11 protein-coding genes and 1 pseudogene are annotated in these 14,349 nt (G+C 67.0%); 4 read left to right on the top strand and 8 right to left on the bottom strand.

Annotation, left to right across the window (positions count from 1 at the left end):
- The first annotated feature begins 213 nt into the window (after positions 1-213).
- Entirely contained in the window at positions 214-2,832 is a 2,619-nt protein-coding gene (locus P24_RS07440) for a glycosyltransferase (protein WP_008944086.1), read from the top strand.
- Complete coding sequence (locus P24_RS07435) at positions 2,829-4,448, top strand: glycoside hydrolase family 17 protein (RefSeq protein WP_156816216.1); 1,620 nt, start codon at positions 2,829-2,831, stop codon at positions 4,446-4,448. The genes P24_RS07440 and P24_RS07435 overlap by 4 nt, the downstream gene beginning before the upstream one ends.
- Here P24_RS07435 and P24_RS07430 read toward each other — a convergent pair.
- Both P24_RS07430 and P24_RS07425 read right to left on the bottom strand, forming a co-directional pair.
- The gene (locus P24_RS07430; RefSeq protein WP_008944084.1) at positions 4,415-5,887 is read right to left on the bottom strand and encodes a M81 family metallopeptidase; all 1,473 of its coding nucleotides are present in this window, start codon (positions 5,885-5,887) and stop codon (positions 4,415-4,417) included. The genes P24_RS07435 and P24_RS07430 overlap by 34 nt on opposite strands.
- A 127-nt stretch (positions 5,888-6,014) precedes the next feature.
- A complete protein-coding gene (locus P24_RS07425; protein ID WP_008944083.1) occupies positions 6,015-7,442 on the bottom strand; it encodes a hypothetical protein in 1,428 nt (475 codons plus the stop codon).
- A 266-nt stretch (positions 7,443-7,708) separates the two neighbouring features.
- Here P24_RS07425 and P24_RS07420 point away from each other — a divergent pair, with 266 nt between their 5' ends.
- Together P24_RS07420 and P24_RS19170 are read left to right on the top strand one after the other, a co-directional pair.
- Positions 7,709-8,218 carry a cupin domain-containing protein gene (locus P24_RS07420; RefSeq protein ID WP_008944082.1) on the top strand — a complete coding sequence of 170 codons (510 nt, stop codon included), beginning with the start codon at positions 7,709-7,711 and terminating at the stop codon, positions 8,216-8,218.
- 107 nt (positions 8,219-8,325) lie between these two features.
- Positions 8,326-9,432, top strand: a complete 1,107-nt coding sequence (locus P24_RS19170; RefSeq protein WP_008944081.1) for an META domain-containing protein — start codon at positions 8,326-8,328, stop codon at positions 9,430-9,432.
- Here the strand turns inward: P24_RS19170 and P24_RS07410 are convergent.
- The 6 genes and pseudogenes from P24_RS07410 to P24_RS20270 all read right to left on the bottom strand — a co-directional run.
- Positions 9,429-10,220 (bottom strand): ABC transporter ATP-binding protein, encoded by a 792-nt coding sequence (locus P24_RS07410; protein ID WP_040706958.1) that lies wholly within the window; start codon positions 10,218-10,220, stop codon positions 9,429-9,431. The two genes, P24_RS19170 and P24_RS07410, sit on opposite strands and share 4 nt — an antisense overlap.
- Complete coding sequence (locus tag P24_RS07405; protein ID WP_008944079.1) at positions 10,211-11,254, bottom strand: FecCD family ABC transporter permease; 1,044 nt, start codon at positions 11,252-11,254, stop codon at positions 10,211-10,213. Before P24_RS07405 ends, P24_RS07410 begins: the two co-directional genes overlap by 10 nt.
- A 32-nt stretch (positions 11,255-11,286) precedes the next feature.
- Positions 11,287-12,321 carry an iron ABC transporter substrate-binding protein gene (locus tag P24_RS07400; RefSeq protein ID WP_008944078.1) on the bottom strand — a complete coding sequence of 345 codons (1,035 nt, stop codon included), beginning with the start codon at positions 12,319-12,321 and terminating at the stop codon, positions 11,287-11,289.
- A 17-nt stretch (positions 12,322-12,338) separates the two neighbouring features.
- A complete protein-coding gene (locus tag P24_RS07395) occupies positions 12,339-13,148 on the bottom strand; it encodes a molybdate ABC transporter substrate-binding protein (RefSeq protein ID WP_008944077.1) in 810 nt (269 codons plus the stop codon).
- Between the two features lie 36 nt (positions 13,149-13,184).
- Positions 13,185-14,018, bottom strand: coding sequence for a substrate-binding domain-containing protein (locus P24_RS07390; protein WP_008944076.1), 834 nt, complete (start codon positions 14,016-14,018; stop codon positions 13,185-13,187).
- A 32-nt stretch (positions 14,019-14,050) separates the two neighbouring features.
- Positions 14,051-14,349: pseudogene (locus P24_RS20270) on the bottom strand (phosphate ABC transporter ATP-binding protein); the annotation flags it as partial.

Here is a 14,349-nt window from a genome sequence, read left to right as displayed (position 1 = left end):
GCCATCCTGCAAGTCGAGGCTAGCGGACTGGCTCAAACAAGCCTCCCGGTGGGTGAAAGCGCTCCCGTCTTCGGGACATACAGCCGAAATGGCAGCCAGGAATATGGCCATTGCTGGGCCAAGGGACGGAACCTCCGCCCTTTGCTGGCCGTTTTTCTCGTCATGCTGTGATCTTGAACACGGAAGCCTTCTGACAATGAAACGGCACTGAACATGTTGCGTTTGTCGAATCTGCTTATCGTCGGGCTTGTCATTCTGGCGAATGTCGCGGTCTGGGGCGCCATCTACTGGCCGCGCCCGGCCGTCAATGCCGATGGCGCGATTGCCGGCATGTCCTTCAGCCCCTACCGGCGCGACCAGGGTCCGCTGACCAAGGGTCCGTCGGCGGAGGAAATCCGCCGCGACCTCGAACTGGTCTCGAAGGAGACCTCGGGCATCCGCACCTATACCACCAGCGATGGCCATGACCGGATACCGGCCCTGGCCCGCGAGTATGGGCTGCGTGTCATGCCCGGCGCCTGGATCGGCAGCGACGACGCGCGCAACAAGCGCGAGGTGGCCGACCTGATCAGCATCGTGCGGCAGAACCGCAACGTTTCGCGCGTCATCGTCGGCAACGAGGCGCTGCTGCGCGCCGAGGTGACCGTGCCGGAGATCATCGACTTCATCCGCCAGGTGCAGATGAATGCCTCGGTGCGCGTCTCCACGGCGGAGCCCTGGCACATCTGGCACAAGCATCCGGAACTGGTCGAGGCCGTCGATTTCATCGCCGTGCAGCTGCTGCCCTACTGGGAAGGCGTGCCGGTCGAAATGGCCATCGAGGACACGCTGCAGCGCTACGCCAAGCTGCGCGAGCTGTATCCGAACAAGCCGATCGTCATCACCGAGGTGGGCTGGCCGAGCGCCGGCAAGAAGGTGGGCGCCGCCGAGGCCTCGCTGGTCAACCAGGCGCGCTTCATCCGCGAATGGGTGAATGTCGCGCGCATCCACCAGTTCGACTATTACATCATCGAGGCGTTCGACCAGCCCTGGAAGATCGGCGAGGAAGGCATCGTCGGCGCCTATTGGGGCCTGTACGACGCTGACCGCCAGCCGAAATTCTCCTGGAACCAGCCGGTCTCCGAACTGCCGGACTGGCCGCTCTGGGCTGCCATCGCGGTGTTCATCGGCCTGATCCCGACCATCGTCTATCTGCGCGCCCGCGGCGAGCTGAAGCTGCCCGGCCGCGCCGTGTTCGCCGCCACCTTCCAGGGTGCCGGCACGGCGATCACCATGGCCATGCTGATCCCAGCCATGCGCTATCTGGGCGCCGGCGAGATCGCTGCCTGGGCCGTGCTCATCATGCTGCAGGTGCTGCTGTTCACCGCTGTCGCCGGCGACATGGTGGAGCTGATCGACGTGATCTGGCGCAAGAACCGCCGGGTGCAGGCGCCGCGCGTCGCCGGCACGGACATGTCGCGCCTGCCCAAGGTGTCGATCCACGTGCCGTGCTACAACGAGCCGCCGGAGATGCTGAAGCAGACGCTGAACGCGCTGGCGAAGCTCGACTATCCGAATTTCGAAGTGCTGGTGATCGACAACAACACCAAGGACGAGGCCGTCTGGCGCCCGGTGGAAATCCATTGCCAGGCGCTGGGGGACCGCTTCCGCTTCTTCCACTTGTGCCCGTGGCCGGGCTACAAGGCGGGCGCGCTGAACTTCGCCCTGAAGGAGACCGCCGGCGACGCCGAGGTGGTGGCCGTCATCGACAGCGACTACATCGTCACGCCCGACTGGCTGACGAACATGGTGCCGCACTTCCAGGACCCTGCCGTCGGCCTGGTGCAGGCGCCGCAGGATTACTACGACCAGGACGAAAGCGCCTTCAAGAAGGCCTGCTACTGGGAATATGCCGGCTTCTTCAAGATCGGCATGGTGCAGCGCAACGACGACAACGCCATCATCCAGCACGGCACCATGACCATGGTGCGCAAGTCTGCGCTACAGGATGTCGGCGGCTGGGCGGAATGGTGCATCACCGAAGACGCGGAGCTGGGCCTGCGCCTGTTCCAGGAGGGCTGGCAGTCGGTCTATGATTCCCGCTCCTACGGCAAGGGCGTCATGCCGGATTCGCTGGATGCCTACAAGACCCAGCGTTTCCGCTGGGCCTATGGCTCGGTGCAGATCCTGAAGCGGCACTGGCGCAGCCTGCTGAAGCCGGGCGTCACCCACCTGACCAACGCGCAGCGCTATCACTTCATCAGCGGCTGGGCGCCCTGGTTCGCCGATGCGCTGGGCATGGTCTTCACCGTCGCCGCGATCTTCTGGACCGGCATGATGATCGCCTTCCCGAAGGTGCTGGAATTCCCGTCCGCCGCCTTCGTGGTGCCCGCCCTGTCGGTGTTCGTGTTCAAGGTGCTGCGGTCGCTGTGGCTGTACAAGCTGCGCGTGCCCTGCTCCTTCGCGGAGAATCTGGGCGCGGCCCTGGGCGGCCTGGCACTGGGCCACATGGTCGCCAAGGCGATGCTGACCGGCATCTTCACCTCCGGACGTCCGTTCCTGCGTACCCCGAAGCTGGAGAACCGTCCGGCCTGGGTGCAGGTGATCGGCCAGGTGCGCGAGGAGGCACTGATGCTGGTGCTGCTGCTGGGCGCGATGGCGGCCATGCTGCTGACCAACCACTTCAACCAGCTTGAGGAACGGCTGTGGCTGGCGATGCTGGGCGTGCTGTCCCTGCCCTACTGGGCGGCGCTGGGCATGTCCTTCATCAATGTCGCCCCCTACCGCGCGCTGGTCGGCATGCTGCCCTGGACCAGCACGGGCAAGACCCCGGCGAACCAGCAGGCCAAGTGAGTCTGGACAGGATGCGGGCACGCAGGCTTGCCGGGCTGGCGCTGCTGGCGCTGGCCACAATTGCCGGTATTGGCCACTGGATCGCGCAAGGCGTTCCGGTGGCCTTGCCGGATGTAAGCGGCGGCAAGTTCGCCTGCGTCTCCTACGCGCCGTTCCGCGAGGGCCAGTCGCCCTTCCAGGAAGGCATCATCATCCCGGAATGGCAGATCGACGAGGATTTCGCGGCCCTCGCCAGCAACACGCGCTGCGTGCGCACCTATGCCGTCGATCAGGGCCTCGACAAGGTGCCGGAGATCGCCGCCCGCCACGGGCTGGAGGTGCTGCTGGGCGTGTGGATCGGCAGCCAGGCCGACAAGAACATGCTGCAGATGGCAAAGGCGGTCGAACTCGCCAACGCCCATCCGCAGACGGTCCGCGCCATCGTCGTCGGCAATGAGGTGATGCTGCGCGGCGAGCTGCCGCGCGAGAAGCTGGCCGAGACCATTCGCTGGGTCCGGCAGCGCTCGCAGGTGGCGGTGACCTATGCCGATGTGTGGGAATTCTGGATGCGGCACAAGCCGCTGCTCGATGAGGTGGATTTCGCCACCATCCATATCCTGCCCTATTGGGAGGACGAGCCGGTCGGCATCGACGCGGCCGTCGCCCACATCATGGACATCTACCGCTTCGTCGAAAAGCAGATGCCGGGTGTCACCCTGCTGATCGGCGAGACCGGCTGGCCCAGCGCCGGCCGCCAGCGCGAGGGCGCGGTGCCCGGCCGGGTGAACCAGGCCGCCTTCCTGCGCGACTTCGTTTCCGAGGTCAGCAAGCAGGGCATCGACTACAATCTGATCGAGGCGTTCGACCAGCCCTGGAAGCGCGCCAATGAAGGCACGGTCGGCGGCCATTGGGGCCTGTATGATGTCGGCCGCGAGGCCAAGTTCCCGCTGACCGGCCCGGTCGAGGAACTGCCCGGCTGGAAGCTCTGGCTCACCGGATCTCTGCTGTTCGGCCTGCTGCCGCTGGCCTGGGCCACCCTCCGCCGCGAGGCGCCGGGTACAGCCGCCGGCTGGGCCACGCTGGTGCTGACGGGTGCCGCCTCCGGCACGCTGCTCACCATGCAGGCACGCTATGTCGTTGAGATGAGCCGCATGCCCTTCGAATGGGCGGCGGGCGGGGCGCTGTGGCTGCTGTCGCTGGGCGCCATGCTGGTGCTGGCGACGGCGCTGGCGCGTGCTGTTGAGGAAAAACCCGACAGCGCGACAAGCCGGCTGGTCGATCCGGTGCGGCTGCTGGCGCTGGCCTTCGTGCTGGCGATGTGTCTGGGGCTGGTGTTCGATCCGCGTTACCGCGACTTCCCGGCCTCCTTCGCGCTGCTGCCGGCGGTGGGGCTTGCCCTGCTGGCGTTGCTCCGCGGTCTGCCGGAAGCCATCGGCGACGCGGAGGTCGGCCTCGCCCTCGCCCTAGTCCCCTGCGCCATCTTCATCGCCGTCCGGGAAGGCCCGCACAACACACAGGCCTTGCTGTGGTGCGCGGCCAGCCTGCTGCTGGCGCTGCCGGTGCTGGCGGCACGCCTGCGTGACAGGCGCGCCGCCCTGAGGCTTCAGCCCAGCGGGGCCGGCACCAGCGGCCACTGATCGCGCGGCGCCTTCTTGTAATCCAGCTTGGTGAAGTCCGGCATCAGTGCGCCGGGAGCGGCGACATAGAGCACGTCGGAGGCCAGCGGCGCATAGGCGGCATGGAAATGCTGCATCGACTTCACCACCACGACCTTCTTTGACGCCGGATCGATGCCGAGATTGGTGAAGCAGTCGGCGCTGGAGCACTGCGTGCGCAGCGTGTTCACCACGATCACGATGCCGTCCGCCTCCAGCGCCGCCATGTCGCCGACCTTCTGATGGCCCTTGCGGGCACCGCCGAACTGCACGGTCGCATCTTCCAGCAGGGCCAGCACCTTCACCCTGAGGTCGAGCGGCTGGCCGGAGGACGCGCCCAGCTTGCCGCCAAGCCGGATATCGGTTTCCGCGCCCACGCCAACCTCGAAGGCGACGCGCACCGCCATCGGGTCCCAGAACATGCCGATGGCGGCGTCGCTTATGCCCTTCTTCAGCATCGCCTCCAGCACGAAGGTGGAATCGCTGGCCGCCCCGCCGCCGGCATTGTCGGAGACATCGGCCAGCACCAGCGGCTTCGGCTGGTTGTGGCTGGCCGCCCGCGCCATCGCCTGATCCAGACTGGTGTAGGCGGGCTGCGCCTCTTCGCGGAAGCCGTAGAACTCCCGCCCCAGCTTTTCCGCCAGCGCGGTCGCCTTCGCCCGGTCGCCATCGGCAACCACCAGCATCTTGCTGCCCATATCCGGCACATCCGCCCAGGGGAAGCCGTGAATGGCGGAGACTGACAGAATGCCATCCTTGCCTTCCAGCGCCGCCATCCGGTCCACGAAGCCGCGCATCGGCGGGCGGGTGGTATGGAACACGCCGATGGTCTTGCAGTCGAACCAGCCCATCACCGGCTTCGTCTTGCCGTCCAGATGGTCGGCGATCAGGGTGAAGACCTCCTCCGCGCGTTCCGGGATGTCGATATGCGGATATTCCTTGAACAGCACGATGACCGTGGCGTTCTCCAGCATGCGCTTGCCGACATTGGCGTGCAAATCCAGCTCCACGCCAATGGCGACATCCGGGCCGACCAGCTTGCGCACCGCCTCGATCAGCTGGCCCTCGGCATCGTCATGCTCCTCGGCCACCATCGCGCCATGCAGCGACAACAGCACCGCATCGACCGGCATCGCCGCCTTGATGTCGGCCAGGATTTCGTCACGGAACTGGCGATAGACGCGCGCCACCGTCTTGCCGGCCGGCATGGCGAAGGCGCACAGCCCCTCGACCACATCCCAGCCGCGCTCCTCCGCCCGGCGGCGCCAGACCACCAGCGGCGCGCCGAACATCGGCGGCTTGTCGCCATAGCTGGCATTGCGGTAGAGGCAGGTATCCTCGAACATCTTCATGCCGGTCGGCAGCGAGGAGAAGGTGTTTGTCTCGGTGCCCAGCGTGGCGGTGAAAATCCGTCGGGTCATTGCCTGCCCATCCCTGTTGTTACCCTGTTAGTATTGACGTTCAGGGGAACAGCATGCCGCCATCGCCGGGATCGCGTAACCCCGGCGATGGTGAGGCTGCCATGCGATAGGGCAGGTACTGGAACGGTCAGGCGGCGACCAGCACTTCTTCCAGCGTGTAACGGGCAATATTGCGCGGCTTCTCCACGCGACCGCCGATGGCCGCGCCGGCGATATAGCGCGCCCCGCCATTGACGGCGGACCGGACCAGGCCTTCGCTGTTCAGCCCGTTCACCGCCAGCAGCAGCCGCGCCTTGCGGCATTCTGCCGAGAAACCGGCCAGCTTGACCTCGAAGCGGGCGTCATAGCAGGCATCCGGCGCGACCCTGAGACTGAGGCCGCCCAGCCCGACGCCGGTGAAGGTGCCGATCTCGGTCGTGCCCAGTTCGGTCTGCAGCAGCACCGCCCGGCAGCGCGGGCGCAAGAGGTTCACGAAATCCGCGATCCGGCTCTGCGGTACACCGGCCGGCGCGCCGGCAATGCTGATGACCAGGAACTTGTGCGCATGGCCCGGCAGCCGGTCGAGAATCTTGGTGACCGTCGCCAGGTTGCGCCGATTCGCCAGCGTCTCGAAATGGATGTTGGCGGAAATGAAGACGGTGAAGCCTTTCGCCAGCATCTCGACCAGCGTGCTGCAGGCGCTTACCAGCCGCAAACTGTCCAGCCAGCCGATATCCCCGGTATCCGGGTTGCGGCCCAGAACGTCGTAGCCGACGATGTCCGGCAGGCTGCCGTCTTTCAGCACGGCGGCGCATTGCCAGATCGACAGCGCCTGTGCCTTCACGTCCCAATAGGGCGTGTAGAGGAAGCAGATATCCTCCTCGGTGACGAGCTGTTCTGGCAGATGCCGGTCGATCAGCAGATCAACGGATTCCCGTTGCGGCCGCTTTGCCTGCAATGGATCGCCATCGGCCTTCGCGGCAGGCTTCACCACAGGCAGCGTCGCGTCCAGCAGCATGCCGATGCGCTCGAACACCGACTCCAGATTCTCTTCGGCGAACACCACATCGCCATCCACCGTGGCGCTGGCCACCTGGACCGCGGCGACAGGCTTCTCGACCTCACCGAACAGCTGCTGCTCGATCTCCAGTGCAACCTTCATCAGCATGACCTTCGCATGCTCCGGGCTGGCGTCGGCGAACACCACGACATAGGAATCGCCGGCAACCGGGCAATACACATCGCCGCCCTGCAGGTGCCGGCCCAGCACCTTCTGCGTCAGCCCATGCACGCGCGCCTGATGGTCTTCCCAGCGGCCGCCCAGCTTCTGCCGGATGGCCTCTAGGTCGAACAGATGCACCCGGCCCACCGCCGCCGCCTTGTGCTGTTGCAGCACGTCGGTCAGCCGGCGCAGGAAATCCTCGCGGCTGCGCTGTGCTTCCGGCACGGACCGGTTGCCGGCCGCCACAATGGGGCGGGTCAAAGGCTGCCCGTTTCCGGCCTGTTCGGCCTCGGCGGCGCCAAAAATACGGCCGACGAAGCTTTTCACACGATCCGGGAGCTTGGTGTCCTGCATGCTGATTCCTGCCTGGCGTTTCCGGCCTGTTATCTGCGCGACCCGCTTCTTCTCGGCGGTCGCACGGTTATGCACGGAGATTAACGCCACTGGCTTAAGGGACCTTTAAGAATCCCCGGCATTCATTATAAATGATGACAGTTGAGTATTGTCATTCCATTGGTTATCTTTTGTGGATGGACGAACCTGTCGGACTGGCCTTGGCGTCGCCTGACCTTTATGTCAGCATTGGTGGATAGAGGTCTGGCGAAGGAGAGGGACAAGCGATGACCGCGCTGAAGCACGAAGACGCAACCCGGAATTTCGCGGTGGTGGTGCAGCCTGACGAGGGGCCGAGCTGGTGGCAGCCGGTGCCGGCCAATGGCTATGGCGAGGTGAAGTTCTCCCAGCGCAACGTGCCGGGCCTGCCCTTCTCCACCGGCGTCCAGTCCATCGCGCCGGGCTGCTTCATCCGCGACCATCAGCACCCCGACCATACCGAGATCCTGTTCTTCTATGAGGGCGAGGGCACGGTGGAGCTGGATGGCGAGCCGCATCCGGTGCGCCCCGGCACGGCGATCCTGCTGGGCTCCTTCCGCCGTCACAAGATCATGAACACCGGCACGAAGGACCTGAAGATGTTCTGGACCATCATGCCGGGCGGGCTCGACCTGTTCTTCGAGGAGATCGGTCGCCCGCGCACGCCCGGCGAGCCGGCGCCTGCGCCCTTCGCGCGACCTGAGGATGTGGACAGCATCGAGATGGATACCGTGTTCGCGCCGATCGCGCAGAAATAGACGGCAGCCTTCCGCACCGCCCTGACGGCCCGCCGGAACCGCCGGCGGGCCGTTGCCGTTTCTGGCAAGTACTCAATGCGAAGAGCGCGATACCGCGGGAGGTTCCAATGCGCCCCACCCTCAGCCTGTCCATCGTGGCCCTTGGCCTGACGCTGGCCGCTTGTGCCACGGACCAGCACATTGCCGAGGGGCCGATGACGCCGCCCGCCATGCCGGCAAGCTATGTCGCGGCGAACGGCCTGAGCCTGCCCGGCAGCTATGCCGGCGTGCTGCCCTGCGCCGACTGCCCGGGCATCAGGCACGAGCTGACCCTGCGCCCGGACCAGAGCTACGCGCTGCGCCGGACCTATCTGGAACGCAATCTGAGCGAGGAGAGCATCGGGCGCTGGCATGCCGACCCGGCGCGCCGCACGCTGATCCTCGGCAGCGAGGAAGCCGGCACGCCCGAGGTGCTGCGCCTGGAGATAATGGGCAATGGCACGCTGCGCCTGCTCGACCGTACCGGCCAGCCGATTGCCTCTACCCTGCCCTACGAGCTGACCCGACAGATGGACGCGGCGCCGCTGGAGCCGGTGCTGCCGCTGCGCGGCGCCTTCACTTACATGGCCGATGCGCCGCGCCTGACCGAATGCCGCACCGGCAATTCCTATCCGGTGGCAATGGAGGGCGAGTATCTGGCGCTGGAGCGCGCCTACCTCGCCGCCAAGCCGAAGGGTGCCGCACCGCTGACGGCGGAGTTCAAGGGTGCCCTCACCCAGCGACCCAGAATGGACGGCCCCGGCAGCGAGCCCACCATTCTGGTACAGCGCTTCGACCGGCTATCCACCGAACGCGCCTGCGATCCCGGCGTGCCGGCCTCCAACACGCTGGCCAATGGCTACTGGCGGCTGATTGCGCTGGAGGGCGAACCGGTGGCCCCTACGGAAGGCGGGCGTGAGCCCTATCTGCTGCTGCTGCCGGAGCCGGCGCGCTATGCCGCCAATGCCGGCTGCAACCAGATTGCCGGCGGCTATCGGCTGGAAGGCGACACGCTGCGCTTCGGCGACGGGCTTGCTACCCGGATGGCCTGCCCGGAACCGGCGATGAGCCGCGAGGCCGCGCTGACGAACGTACTGAAGGAGACGGCGACCTGGCGGATCGACGGCGACCGGCTGTCCCTGCTGGATGAGGCCGGCCAGCAGCGCGCGCAGTTCCTGGCGGTCTATCGGCCCTAAAATGAAACCAGGGACGGCACGCAGATGCGCCGTCCTGACTCCGGCAGCGTCACGATCTCGACCTCCACGCCATAGAGCAGGCGCAGCGCCTCGGCGGTGACCACTTCCGCCGGGGCGCCCAGCGCGTGCAGCCGCCCCTCATGCAGCAGCGCCACCCGGTCGGCGCACAGGAAGGCATGGTCCGGGTCGTGCGTGCTGAGCAGCACGGCGATGCCGGTGCGGGCCAGCCCGCGCACCTTCTCCAGCACCCGGATCTGGTTCCCGAAATCGAGGCTGGCCGTCGGCTCGTCCATCACCAGCACGCGCGGTTCCTGCGCCAGCGCGCGGGCGATCAGGGTGAGCTGGCGTTCGCCGCCGCTGATCTCCGTATAGGCGCGGTCCGCCAGTCGTTCGATGCCCAGCGCCGCCAGCGCGGCCTCCGCCGCCTTGCGGTCAGCCGCCCCCGGCGTGGCGAACAGGCCGACCTGCGATGCCCGCCCCATCAGCACGATGTCGCGTACGGTGAAGGGGAAGAAGGCGCTGTGCGCCTGCGGCACATAGGCGATGTGGCGGGCCAGGGTCTCGCGCTTCCAGCCAGCGATATCCTCACCGCCCAGCGTTACCCGCCCGCCGAGCGGACGCAAGAGGCCCAGCATGGTCTTGAACAGGGTGGTCTTGCCGCCGCCATTCGGTCCCAGCAGGCAGATCACCTCCCCCGCTTCCAGCGCGAAGCCGACCTCCCGCCCGACCGGCCGGCCGCCATAGCCGAAGGAAAGCGCCTCGACGCGCAATCCTGCCTCTACTGCCATCCGTGCCTCCCGCGCGCCAGCAGCCACAGGAAGAAGGGCGCGCCGAGGAAGGCGGTCAGGATGCCCAGCGGCACCTCGGTCACGGTCAGGGTGCGCGCCAGCGTATCGACGATCAGCAGATAGCCCGCCCCCAGCAGCAACGAGGCGGGCAGCAGCCGCTCGAAATTGGGCCCCACCAGCATGCGCGCGATATGCGGCATGACGAGGCCGACCCATCCGACAATGCCGCTGATCGACACCACGGCGGCGGTCATCAGCGTGGCGGCGGCGATGAACAGCAGGCGCAGCCGCGCGGCATCGACGCCCAGCGTCTTCGCCTCCTCATCGCCCAGCGCCATCAGGTTCATCCGCCAGCGCAGCAGATACAGCGGCGCGAGGCCAAGCAGCACCAGCGGTGCCGCCGCCAGCACATCGCCGGGATTGAGCGTGGCAAGACTGCCCAGCAGCCAGAAGGTGATGGCGGGCAACTGGTCATAGGGGTCGGCCAGCACCTTCAGCAGCGAGATGACGGCGCCGGCCAGCGTGCCCAGCACCACGCCGGCCAGCACAAGGACCAGCACCGGCTCGCGCCCGCGCACCGAGGCGGCGATCAGATAGACCAGCGTGACCGCCGCGATGCCGAACACGAAGGCGCTGAGCTGGATGAAGATGACCGGCAGCGACAGGAAGATGCCCAGCACCGCGCCCAGCCCGGAGCCGGCAGACACACCCAGTATGTCCGGCGAGACCAGCGGGTTTCGGAACAGCCCCTGATAGGCGGCCCCGGCGGCAGCCAGCGCCGCGCCGACCAGCAGCGCGCCGGCAACACGCGGCAGGCGCACCTGCCAGATGACGGTCTGCACGGTTTCCGGCACGGCGGAGGGCCGCCCAGTCAGGCCGGCGACGATCAGGTCGAACAGCTGCCCCGGCGTCACCGGATACTGGCCGACCGACAGGGCCAGCAGGATGAGCAGCGCCAAGAGCACCAGCAGCGCCCCCGGCATCAGCCAGGAGCGCACGCCCGCCGCCGCGCCATGCCGGGTTTCCACTGTCATGCGCGCAGTATCAGGCTAGCGCCCAAAACCGTCTAGCGCCCTGGGCCGGCAAGCAGCGGCGCCAGCAGCGCCTCATCCAGCTCGACATGGTAGAACAGCCGGTAGAACTCCCTGGTGATCGCCCGCATGTCGCCGGTATCGATATCGGGATAGAGCACCTTCGCCAGCCAGCGCAGGCCGAGCAGCCGGTTGATCGAGGGCGGCCGGTCGATCCAGCCGAAGGGCACCGAGGGGGCGAGATAGAGCCGCCCGGTCTGTACCGCGCGGACATTGCGCCAGCGCGCATCGGTCAGCATATGGGCGAGGCCGCGCTCGTCCCAGGTGATGATGACTTCCGGATTCCAGGCCAGCACCTGCTCCAGCGAGACATTCACGATGCCGCGCTGGCCGGGCGCGTCGGCCACGTTGATGCCGCCCGCACGCTCGATGATCTCGGTATTGATGGAGCCGCGCACCCCGGTCTCCAGCCCGACCGGCCCGCGCGCCAGATAGACGCGCGGCCGCCGGTCCTGCGGCACCTGCGCGGCGATGGCATCGACCTCGACCAGCGTGCGCTCGGTATAGCGCGCCAGTGCCTCCGCGCGTTCCTGCCGGCCCAGCGCCTCGCCCAGCAGACGCAAAGCCGCCGCCGTATTCTCGAAGCGCCCGTCAATCAGGATGGCGGGAATGCCGGTCTGCGCCTGCACCCGGTCCGCCAGCGACACATAGGTCGGCGCGGTCGAGCCGAAATCGAAGATGAGGTCGGGCTTCGCCGCCAGCACAGCCTCCAGATTGGCGGTGCCGCCGCGCCCTGTCAGCCGCCCCAGGTTCGGCAGGTCGCGGAAGCGTTCCGGCACATAGGGGCGCTCATCGGCATGCAGCGGGCGCGACCAGCCGGCCAGCGTCTCCGGTGCCAGGGTGTAAAGGAAGACCGTGGCCGGCGGACCGGCGGCGAACACGGTCTCGACGCGGTCGGGCAGGGTGACAGTGCGCCCGGCCGAATCGGTGAGTGTCCGCGCCGATGCAGGCGCAGAGTCAAGGCTCCAGCAGATCAGGCCGCCCAGCAGCAGAAGGACGAAACGGCCCATCCACATCCTCCTGTGTTCTATTTCTCGGCGGGCACCCCGGCCACGGTGAACCCGTACTTATCTAGGATGGTCTGGCCGTCCGGCGAGAGGATGAAGGCCGCCAGCTGCCACGCCGCCGGCTTGTCCGCCCCGATGACGGTCAGGCCGTAATCCGCGCCCACCGACAGGCTCTCCGGCAGGGCGACGATCTGCAGCCCCGACACCTCCGCCTGCGCCAGCCTTGCATTGGTGCAGTAGGTCAGGAAGAGGTCGGCCTGCTTCTCCGCCATCACCCAGCCATAGGTGTTGCGCCCGACCGGCGGCTTCGGCGAATCCGGGCCACCAGTCAGCTTCAGCGCCTTGCCGTCCAGCAGCTTCAGGCTGCCGGGCTTCAGCGCATCGGCCTTGCCGAACAGTTCCCACGCATAATCACCGGACGGGTCGGCCTTCGGCGTCGAGGTGCCGAGCCGCACCTCCGGGCGCAGCATGACCTCCAGCAGCGTCTCGCTGGTCACCGCGAGGCCCGGCTGGGCGAGGGCACACAGCCGGTTGCGGGCGAACAGCATGACCGGCCCGCCAATGCCGGCGGCGGCCAGCTTCTGCGGATGCGCCATGTTGGCGGAGGCGAAGACATCGGGCCGCGCGCCTTCCTCGATGCGCTTGCGCAGCAGGCCGGAGGCGGCGAACTCCGTCGCCACCGCCATGCTGTGCCTGGCCGTATAGGCCTTCGCCACCTCCCCCAGCGCCGTCTTCAGGCTGCCGGCAGCGAACAGGGTGAGAGTATCAGCGGCTTTAGCGGGCATGCTCACCAGCACCGCCAGAACCACAACCAGAGTGCGGAGCTTCATGCCATCCTCCCTTCGCCTGTGCGCCGCTTGCGACCATTAGCTGCTGGACTTCTTCGCGTTCGGGAAGAACAGCTGCTGGCCGTTCAGCTTGTAGTCGGCAATCGCCTTCTGGCCTTCGCCGGAGACCAGCCAGTCGATGAAGGCCTGACCTTCCGCCTTCTTCACATGCTTGTGCGTCTCCGGGTTCACCAGGATCACGCCATACTGGTTGAACAGCTTGGCATCGCCCTCGACGCTAATCTCTAGCGGGCCGCGATTCTGGAAGCTGATCCAGGTCGCGCGGTCGGTCAGCGCATAGGCCGGCATCTGCGCCGCGGTGTTCAGCGTGGCGCCCATGCCGGAGCCCAGCTCGCGGTACCAGCCGCCGCCGGCGGCCTTCACATCCACGCCGGCTTCCTTCCAGAGCCGCAGCTCCGCCTTGTGGGTGCCGGAATCGTCACCGCGCGAGGCGAAGGCAGCCTTGGCGGCGGCGATCTTCGTCAGCGAGGCAGGGGCGTCCTTCATGCCCTTCACACCGGCCGGATCACTCTTCGGGCCAACGATGACGAAGTCGTTATACATGACCTCGAACCGTTCGACGCCATGGCCCTCGGCCACGAACTTCTTTTCCGCCGCCGGGGCATGCACGAACACCACGTCGGCGTCGCCGCGCCGCCCGGTGTCCAGCGCCTGGCCGGTGCCCTGCGCGATCACCCGCACCTCGATGCCGGTCTTCGCCTTGAACAGCGGCAGGATGTGCTTGAACAGCCCCGAATTCTCGGTCGAGGTGGTCGAGGCCACGGTGATGAACTTGTCTTGTGCCTGCGCGGAGCCCACAGCTGCGGTAACAGCCAGCGCCGCGACGGCGAGGAATTTGCCAAACCTGTTCATTGCTATCCTCCTGTTTATGGAATTTCGATTTCTCACCAGAGAAGTTCGCCCTTGATGAAGGCGCGGGCCTCCTCGCTCTGTGGTTCCCGGAAGAACCGCTCGGCCGGGGTCACCTCGACCAGCCTTCCGTGATGCAAAAACACGATCTCGTCGGCCAACCGCCGCGCCTGCCCGAAATCATGGCTGGTCATGACGATCTTGGTGCCGGTCTCGTGGAAATGGGTCAGCGCCTCCTCGACCTCGCGGATGCCCCGGACATCCAGCGCCGAGGTCGGCTCGTCGAGGAACAGCACTTCGGGCTGCAGGGTCCAGGCACGGGCCAGCGCCAGCC

This window comes from Oceanibaculum indicum P24 (assembly GCF_000299935.1).
GTDB classification, from domain to species: Bacteria; Pseudomonadota; Alphaproteobacteria; order Oceanibaculales; family Oceanibaculaceae; genus Oceanibaculum; species Oceanibaculum indicum.
The sequence above is the reverse complement of the archived record's forward strand: the minus strand, read 5'-3'. Positions and strand labels throughout refer to the sequence as shown.

What these genes read in the sequence shown, in the direction of transcription:
- P24_RS07440 (WP_008944086.1), top strand. Translation starts at nt 214, where the DNA reads ATGTTGCGTTTGTCGAATCTGCTTATCGTCGGGCTTGTCATTCTGGCG.
- P24_RS07430 (WP_008944084.1), bottom strand. Translation starts at nt 5,887, where the DNA reads ATGACCCGACGGATTTTCACCGCCACGCTGGGCACCGAGACAAACACC.
- P24_RS07425 (WP_008944083.1), bottom strand. Translation starts at nt 7,442, where the DNA reads ATGCAGGACACCAAGCTCCCGGATCGTGTGAAAAGCTTCGTCGGCCGT.
- P24_RS07420 (WP_008944082.1), top strand. Translation starts at nt 7,709, where the DNA reads ATGACCGCGCTGAAGCACGAAGACGCAACCCGGAATTTCGCGGTGGTG.
- P24_RS19170 (WP_008944081.1), top strand. Translation starts at nt 8,326, where the DNA reads ATGCGCCCCACCCTCAGCCTGTCCATCGTGGCCCTTGGCCTGACGCTG.
- P24_RS07410 (WP_040706958.1), bottom strand. Translation starts at nt 10,220, where the DNA reads ATGGCAGTAGAGGCAGGATTGCGCGTCGAGGCGCTTTCCTTCGGCTAT.
- P24_RS07405 (WP_008944079.1), bottom strand. Translation starts at nt 11,254, where the DNA reads ATGACAGTGGAAACCCGGCATGGCGCGGCGGCGGGCGTGCGCTCCTGG.
- P24_RS07400 (WP_008944078.1), bottom strand. Translation starts at nt 12,321, where the DNA reads ATGGGCCGTTTCGTCCTTCTGCTGCTGGGCGGCCTGATCTGCTGGAGC.
- P24_RS07395 (WP_008944077.1), bottom strand. Translation starts at nt 13,148, where the DNA reads ATGAAGCTCCGCACTCTGGTTGTGGTTCTGGCGGTGCTGGTGAGCATG.
- P24_RS07390 (WP_008944076.1), bottom strand. Translation starts at nt 14,018, where the DNA reads ATGAACAGGTTTGGCAAATTCCTCGCCGTCGCGGCGCTGGCTGTTACC.